The organism is Prevotella sp. 885, from assembly GCF_002265625.1.
Classification (GTDB): domain Bacteria; phylum Bacteroidota; class Bacteroidia; order Bacteroidales; family Bacteroidaceae; genus Prevotella.
This window is the reverse complement of record NZ_NOVE01000047.1, coordinates 20,715-28,287: the sequence shown is the minus strand read 5'-3', so window position 1 is coordinate 28,287 and position 7,573 is coordinate 20,715. Positions and strand designations below refer to the sequence as shown.

Genomic DNA, 7,573 nt, shown 5'->3' with positions numbered 1-7,573 from the left:
TGTGGCAGTTGCGGATTTCTCCGAGACTTGGGATTGCTCCACCTCTGCCCTCTGAGTTGTTTCTGTCCACAGCGCCGTCCACCTTCGCACCATAGAATACTGAGGAATATTTCTCGATGCCGATAATAGAAGACATTGAATCTTTACATTTGGAGAAAGCAAAAGAAATATACATATTAGGTGAAGATGCTACGGCTGAAAATGAAGAAGACCACGATGCTTACAATATTGACTGCTTAGAGAATATCTCTAAGTATATGAGCAAGGATGATGTTAAGATATATCGTAAAGAAAAACTTAACAATGAGAACAAAATCAAATGCCATGTGAACTTTGAATATCAAAGTACGTTCACGGCATTTAAAGCAACTCATATATATAGACGTTTGGACAAAGATATTGAATTTATACCATTCAATATTCATGAATTATGGTCAAAGAAAGTGTTGGTAGATAACTTCGCTATTTATCCTGATGGTGAAAAAGGAAAGGTAAAGGTACAGAGATATTTGCCTATAGACGGAAATAACGGTATAAACTACGAGAGTGAAAAGACTGTACATATAGTTATTGTTGGCATGAATCAAATGGGTACTGCCTTTGGCATGCAAACAGCTTTACTTGCTCACTACCCAAACTTTATAAGGGACAAAAAGCTCAGAACTACAATTACATTTATAGATGACAATGCCAAAGCAGAAGGTGATTACCTTAGAGGTAGATTCGCTTCGCTCTTTGACTTGTGCAGATACAAATATGCAGTCTGTCAAAAGGACGACTTGCAAAATGAAGGAAAACCCATAGAAGATATTCCATTCACAGACCCAATGGAGAAAGGTAGTAGATATGACCATTTAGGAGAGAATTTTATGGACTTACAATGGGAGTTCATTCAAGGTAATGTGGCAGAGGATAAAATAAAAGACTACCTTATTGGTCTCACTAGCACCCCCAATAAAATTGTTACAATAGCCATATGTCTGAATCATCCGCAACAGGCTATAGCAACAGCTCTTTACCTTCCAGGAACTATATTCCGTAAAGGGCATCAGGTTCTTGTATATCAGAAAAGTAGCTTTGACCTTATTAACAAGGTCGCAAATGGCGAGTTGGAATGGAAAAGGTATAAAAACATGTATCCATTCGGAATGATAGAAGGTTGCTACATGGGAGAATCGTTTGACAATACAATGGCAAAACTTGAACATTTCCTATATGGGTATATAGCATCAAAAGGCCACAAAAAAAGAGAAGAAATACTTAAAGATTTGATAAATGAAACGCAAGGACTCAAAATAACAATTGATGAATTGTGGGATGAATTGGGCATCGTTCAGAAGTATGCTAATATAGATTTAGCCGAAAGTATTCCTACGAAGCTAAGGTCAATTATGGGAAAAGACTATCATGGATATCCGAACGAAATAAGTAAGGTTATCAATAAAGATGGCATACTCTTAAAGAAAATGGCTGAAGCAGAACATAACCGTTGGCTTACTGAACGGTTGATTATGAGCTTCAGACCTGTCGACAAACATGAAACAAGAGAAGAAGGTGTGATATTAAAGGATTGGAGCTTTTTTACCAATTCCACATTGACAGAAAAAGACAGAAGAAGAGAAAAGAGACGCTTAATAGAAAAGAATAGAGCGCATTTGGATATCTGCTCATACGAAAAATTAAAGACAGTAGATCCTAATCTGTTGCCAAATGATGAAAATGTAATATACTACCTTCCAGCCTTATTAAGGCATTGTGAAAGAATGAATCTTGAGACATTGTTAAGTGCATCGGAGAGAGACGGTGAATTAAACAAAATATTCAAAACATTGCGTTATATAAAAGAAGACAAAGACAGTATAGGCCATTCTTTTTGGATGGGAGAAGCTCCTATTACAGAATATCAATGGAATGTGGTCATGAATCTAGGACAAGTTCAAGAGAAGGGGATTAACGCCCAATTGCCTGTGGTAAGCAAGAGTAAAGATGAAATAGAAGACTTCCTAACCATCTTGCGTAAAAAAACGGGCTTGTACTTCACCTTGCCCTCACTGAAAGAATGGGAATATGCTGCAAAAAAATCCACAAAAGAATATCTTCCTGATGTTGATGATAAATCAAGAGAAAAGGTTTGGAAGGAATATCTGCATTATGGGGACAACAAGGGGTGTATTCCGGTTATGGCGCTAAAAAACAAACAGCAAAACAAATTAGGACTGTATGACATGTTGGGAAATGTTTGGGAATGGACAAGAACAGACATTGAAGGACAAGATTCATGTTTCTATTTTTGCGGAGGAAGCTGGCGCTTTAAATCAACAGAATGCAATCTAAATAAAGACTATTGGAAAACATTCTGGAATTCTAAACTATCGTCAAATGATATTGGATTTAGAGTGATATGGAAATATGAAGAAAATTGTAATATCGAGAATCTTGCAAATGATGATAACAACTCAATACAGGTTGAGGGACAAAGAAAGAAATTTGTCAATGAGTGGCTAGATAGGAACATCAAACATGTAAATGGCGGATTCTTTGTAATGGGGACAGAAAATGCAGAAACCATACAAGAACTATCCCACATTTATGATGGTAGAGATTTATTTCCGTTCGTGAAAGTATCTGATTTTGAAATCTCAGCTATTCCTGTTACACAAGGACTATGGAACGCTGTCATGAAATCGAACTTAAAGAATAACAAATCTGATCACAAAGGAAACTCATTGCCACAGACAAATGTTAGTTGGTGTGAGATTGTTAACATTTTCTTTAATGAACTGTATAAAATATCTGGGAAGAGATTCAGACTGCCAACAGAAGCTGAGTGGGAATATGCCGCAAAGGGTGGTAATACAAACGGATTATCCGAAAAACTATCACTCGTTTTTGAAAATAAGCCAAAATACGACTCTGTCAAAGACATGTGGAATGAGGCATGTAAAATAATGGCTAACCACAAAAAATACAATCGTTTTAGTGGTAGTGATAGATCTGAGGATGTAGCATGGACGAATGAATCAACTACTCAGCATGTAGGACAAAAGGCGGCCAATGAACTTGGACTGTACGATATGTCTGGAAATGTATGGGAATGGTGCCTTGATTATTACAAAATAGATTTCCTTAAAGATTGCATAAAAGGAAACATAGATGGTTATGATGGTATGGAATACCAAACAAATGGTTATGTTACAAATCCAGTTTGTTCCGACCAATCTTACTCTGCACATGTCTTCAAAGGAGGTAGTTGGCTGTTCAAAGATACCGAATGTACTAATGTGTATAAAAACTATTGGATAGATGACGACGAAGACAACGATCTTGGATTCAGAATCGTATTGGACAATGGCGTTATAGATATGAACAAATTTCCTCAACAATTAAACACACACACCAGTTTATTATGTTAGAAAGAATACAAAGAATAGCTTTAGCTCGTATATTGTCAGACTTAATAGAAGCTGACTTAGTACTGATGCGATAAAATCGCACGGTTATTAAAATTCATCAAATAAAGTGAGTTCTTTGAAATCTTGTTTTTGAATGATTGAGTCCTTTGGCTTAGTTATGAGGTCTCTCAAATCCTCCCTTTCGAGTGCGGAGATTCTTATTAACGTAGCCACCTCGGTGATTGAATATGGACTTTTGTAGTCAGCCTTGATTTTGGCGATTATCAGATATGCAATTATAGCAACCCATAAATGAGTACGTACTGCATTCTCTGAATATCCCCACAAGTTCTTCACTACGATATTCTGCTTTATCCACTTGAAGAAAACCTCAATATCCCATCTATGACTGTATAGGTTGGCGACCTCAAGGGCACTGATCTCAAAGTTGTTGGTAATAAATTCCACATCATTGCCTGTTACCGAGTCATGATAAGTAACCATCCTGATAGGTTTGGGATAGAGTTTCTTCGACTTATGGGTAGTCAGTTTTATGATGAAATCGCCACAGATTCCTGTACTTGGATCAAAGTCTAGACGATGGTTAACGACCTCGTATCTCATATTGTCTTTGGGACGACTTATCCAATATGCACCGGCTTTGTGAAAGCGAAACAAAGCGATGAAATCAACGTATGCTTTGTCCATCATATAGAACGCAAATGGTTCAGGCACAATCTCATCCAGTTCATTGCTGTCATGCCATTTTCCATCTGTAATATGGATATTTGCCGGAATGCTTCCACGAAGATCCTGCAGTATGTGCATTTTGACTGCGCCTTTGCTATACTTGCCCAATGCCCATGCAGCCAGAACAATGCTTGTTGAGATAGTTGTGAAGTCAAGCGCATAGAGGACATTGTCTATCGTTATCTCAGCAACCTTTGTGTTTGAATACATTGGTCGGACGATACCGATAGATACATGCCAAGTCCTTCGTAGATGCGATAGTCCCTTTTCTCATTAGCACGACATAAATTGGATTGATTAACGGACTTGCGAATTCCAAGGTGGTATATGCTACTTCCATGAGCCTCTAGGCACAGATAAATATCACGGATGGATACACAACCAGTAATCTGACCAAATAGCAGATGGAGCAACTGGTTATAGCAGGATAAATCTTTTGCATGCCAGTCACCTTTATACATCTTCACCAACTTGTCAAATTGGTAGCGAGGTATGAAGTCGATGACTTGAGCAAAGATATATTTGCCGATATTCATAATCTTGCAGTTTTGGCTGCAAAATTACTCAGTCAATTTCAAATCAAAAAAAACAAAGAACGCTTGTAAATGATTAAATATCAAATGTATAACTATAGTTAAGCGATTTATATCGCATCACTAGTAAGTTTAGAACAATAACAATAAAATTATGAAACAAGGAATAATAAATTATCAGCAGTTACTGGATAATCTCAGTTTGTATGCAACCAAAATTGGCAGAATTAGCACCCGTCCAGCAGTGTTACTTTATTATGTAATGGTAAGTAGTGACACGCCAAAATCAGATAAGTTGTTAATACTTTCAGCACTATCTTATTTGGTCCTGCCTATAGACCTCATCTCTGCCAAGCGGTTACCGATTATCGGTTGGTTAGACGAGATTGTATCTTTGACTGTAGCATACAAAAAGGTATGTAGATACATCACACCTGAAATCGAGATGAAAGCCGACTCTCTACTCGACAAATGGTTTCCTACAACAGAAATTGCCAACTTAAACTGAACACAATGGTAGTATCAATAAGTTATAGTGAAGTAGAACAATATATTGCTCACCATTTTCAAAGAGAAATAACGTTTAAGTTAGAGGATTGCTCGCAGCTTAATATTGCCACGCCATTAAAGGTTCTTGGATTTACCAAATACATAAGTATCAATATTGATGTTGTTAAAATTGAAAATGCAAGAATCTTTCTAACTTATAGCGGAAAGTTAGGAATTGATCTGCTTGTCAACCCGATAATAGCATTCTTTAGAAGACTGTTGCCTGAGAAAGCCAACTTTATTAGAACAGACACAGGCAATGTCATTGAGTTGAATTTGCAGGAAATAGATGAGTTACAGTCTGTAATTGAAAAGATGGACCTACGGTCCATAACATTTGAAGAGAATAGCTTCCATATAGAAGCTGATTTAAAATCATAAAACAATAACGAAATCGATATGGGATTATTAGATTTTATATTCAAAAGTTCTGAAGAGCGTAAAAAGGAAAAACGAGTCAAAGACGTCCTGAAACGAACAGACAAGTTTATCAAAGAAACAGAAGATATGCTTGATAAAATGCGTTAGATTTATTTTGCCAATGTTAATAGATAAGTTTAGAGGTCTGATTCGTTCGGATTTTGATTGGAAGAAGATACTTATGTATAGTCTTCCAATCGTTTCGTTTATTATTGGCTTGCTGGTGCCTTCGCCGTTGTTCGACAGGCTGCGTAAGGAGGCTGTTGATGAGGAAGAGCAGCAGCTTGTGGAAGTTGCGGGGTTGGTGTTTGCGGACGGTAGTCGTTATGACGGTTCGGTCATTAAAGGCACCAAAACGAGGCAGGGGTATGGACGGTTGACCACTGCTGACAGTACTGTGTATGAAGGCAACTGGCGTAATGATGAGTTGCCTTATGGACAACGTACTACGTCGTCTTCTGTTTACCGGGGACGCTTTGACAAGGAGCTTAACAATGAAGGTTTCGGAATTATAGAGTATTCTGAAGCCTTTATTGATGGTAAGAGAAAGCAAGGGATGGCAGAGTGCGATATTGTACAGACGTACATAGGCAATTGGCACAACAATAACAAGCAAGGATTGGGACGGTCGGTCAAGGTGGACGGTAGCATGGACTTTGGCAGGTATGATAATGGTGTGTTTCAAGCCATACCGGATGTCAACTATCGTGTAGGTGGAAGTGTCTATGGCGTTGACTTTTCTCATTATCAGAAGGATGTTGATTGGGACAACCTGGCCTTGTATTGTGATAAGGACGGCAATGTATACAGTGGTAAGCCTAAGGACAAGAAGTATATGCAACCCGTGTTTTTCGTTTATCTGAAAGCTACGGAAGGTGCCACTATAAAAGACGAAACTTATAGTGTTCGTACAATTGAGGCTGAACGCCATGGCGTACTGAAAGGGGCGTATCATTTCCTGCATCTGGGTAGTCCGATAGAGGAACAGATAAGGAACTTTGTGGAAACGGCCAACTGGACACTGGGCGATATGCCTCCTGCTCTTGACGTTGAAGTGGTGTCGGAGATAAAGGAATATGGCAAGGAGTTTCTGGTGGAGAAGACTCTTCAGTGGCTAAGGAAGATTGAGTCTACAATGCATGTTCGTCCGATAATATATACAAGGGAGAATATCCGTAACGAATACCTGAATGATGATCGTCTGAAGAAGTACGACTTCTGGATTGCTAAGTATTCGAAGAAAGGTCCTGCTAATTTCGACTGGCACTTATGGCAGAAAACCGACAAGGGTGTTCTTGAGGGCTATGATGGAGGCAGAATAGATATTAATCTGTTCAAGGGGGATTACGCATCCTTTATAAGATTCATCAACGATAAGACCCTACGTTAGTTATACATAGGAAAATACATAACTAAGGATGGGGGTGTCACTGACACCATGTCGGAGCAAGTCTTGGGTGTTGTCTTCGGCGGCACTGAGAAGGAACTTCTTTTCTTGCCTTTCTCTGATGTGGAATGTAGTCATAAACGCTATCATAGCTTGCAAGAAGTTATAGAAATTGCAGAGGATTTTAATCGGCAATATAAAAACAAGCATATACGATGGAGTGTACCGACTTTGGCAGAATGGAATGCCATCATCCGCAATTTGGGAAAGACGGATGTCTTTGGGAAGAGCGCACCGGATATGTGCGACCGTACACAGGAGTGGGGAGAATCGAGGCCTATCCGATGTTTGACGACGGAGAGGAAGATGACAATGTATTAAGATTAATCGGAATGTTTCTGTGCTAAATGCAAAAAGTTCATGAGGAATCGACATTGGAATTTATAACCCATTGGTTCAATGAATATTTCCTGATAGAATGGTTACTTCTTCTCACTCTATATCATAAAAGTATAACATTTTGTAACGGCTATAATATGTCG

General features: G+C 38.5%; 7 protein-coding genes and 1 pseudogene. 5 read left to right on the top strand and 3 right to left on the bottom strand.

Annotated features, from left to right (window positions below; all coding sequences use genetic code 11):
- Positions 1-127, bottom strand: a pseudogene (locus tag CHL74_RS16325) (GDP-L-fucose synthase); the annotation flags it as partial.
- 22 nt (positions 128-149) lie between these two features.
- Between CHL74_RS16325 and CHL74_RS12110 the strand changes: the two are divergent.
- Positions 150-3,413, top strand: a complete 3,264-nt coding sequence (locus CHL74_RS12110; RefSeq protein WP_176452253.1) for a formylglycine-generating enzyme family protein — start codon at positions 150-152, stop codon at positions 3,411-3,413.
- 87 nt (positions 3,414-3,500) lie between these two features.
- Here the strand turns inward: CHL74_RS12110 and CHL74_RS12105 are convergent, their stop codons facing one another.
- On the bottom strand, positions 3,501-4,352 hold the full coding sequence (locus CHL74_RS12105) for an IS4 family transposase (RefSeq protein WP_254923298.1): 852 nt from the start codon (positions 4,350-4,352) through the stop codon (positions 3,501-3,503).
- The gene (locus CHL74_RS16320) at positions 4,322-4,678 is read right to left on the bottom strand and encodes a DUF4372 domain-containing protein (protein WP_254923297.1); all 357 of its coding nucleotides are present in this window, start codon (positions 4,676-4,678) and stop codon (positions 4,322-4,324) included. Before CHL74_RS16320 ends, CHL74_RS12105 begins: the two co-directional genes overlap by 31 nt.
- A 151-nt stretch (positions 4,679-4,829) precedes the next feature.
- Here CHL74_RS16320 and CHL74_RS12100 point away from each other — a divergent pair, with 151 nt between their 5' ends.
- The 4 genes from CHL74_RS12100 to CHL74_RS12090 all read left to right on the top strand — a co-directional run bounded on the left by CHL74_RS12100 (position 4,830) and on the right by CHL74_RS12090 (position 7,034).
- A complete protein-coding gene (locus tag CHL74_RS12100; RefSeq protein ID WP_094881449.1) occupies positions 4,830-5,183 on the top strand; it encodes a YkvA family protein in 354 nt (117 codons plus the stop codon).
- A 5-nt stretch (positions 5,184-5,188) separates the two neighbouring features.
- Positions 5,189-5,605, top strand: coding sequence for a hypothetical protein (locus CHL74_RS12095; protein ID WP_094881448.1), 417 nt, complete (start codon positions 5,189-5,191; stop codon positions 5,603-5,605).
- A gap of 18 nt (positions 5,606-5,623) precedes the next feature.
- The gene (locus CHL74_RS16315; RefSeq protein WP_254923296.1) at positions 5,624-5,752 is read left to right on the top strand and encodes a hypothetical protein; all 129 of its coding nucleotides are present in this window, start codon (positions 5,624-5,626) and stop codon (positions 5,750-5,752) included.
- A gap of 73 nt (positions 5,753-5,825) precedes the next feature.
- Complete coding sequence (locus CHL74_RS12090; RefSeq protein ID WP_176452252.1) at positions 5,826-7,034, top strand: GH25 family lysozyme; 1,209 nt, start codon at positions 5,826-5,828, stop codon at positions 7,032-7,034.
- The last annotated feature ends 539 nt before the right edge of the window (positions 7,035-7,573 follow it).

What these genes read in the sequence shown, in the direction of transcription:
- CHL74_RS12105 (WP_254923298.1), bottom strand. Translation starts at nt 4,352, where the DNA reads ATGTATTCAAACACAAAGGTTGCTGAGATAACGATAGACAATGTCCTC.
- CHL74_RS16320 (WP_254923297.1), bottom strand. Translation starts at nt 4,678, where the DNA reads ATGAATATCGGCAAATATATCTTTGCTCAAGTCATCGACTTCATACCT.
- CHL74_RS12100 (WP_094881449.1), top strand. Translation starts at nt 4,830, where the DNA reads ATGAAACAAGGAATAATAAATTATCAGCAGTTACTGGATAATCTCAGT.
- CHL74_RS12095 (WP_094881448.1), top strand. Translation starts at nt 5,189, where the DNA reads ATGGTAGTATCAATAAGTTATAGTGAAGTAGAACAATATATTGCTCAC.
- CHL74_RS16315 (WP_254923296.1), top strand. Translation starts at nt 5,624, where the DNA reads ATGGGATTATTAGATTTTATATTCAAAAGTTCTGAAGAGCGTAAAAAG.
- CHL74_RS12090 (WP_176452252.1), top strand. Translation starts at nt 5,826, where the DNA reads ATGTATAGTCTTCCAATCGTTTCGTTTATTATTGGCTTGCTGGTGCCT.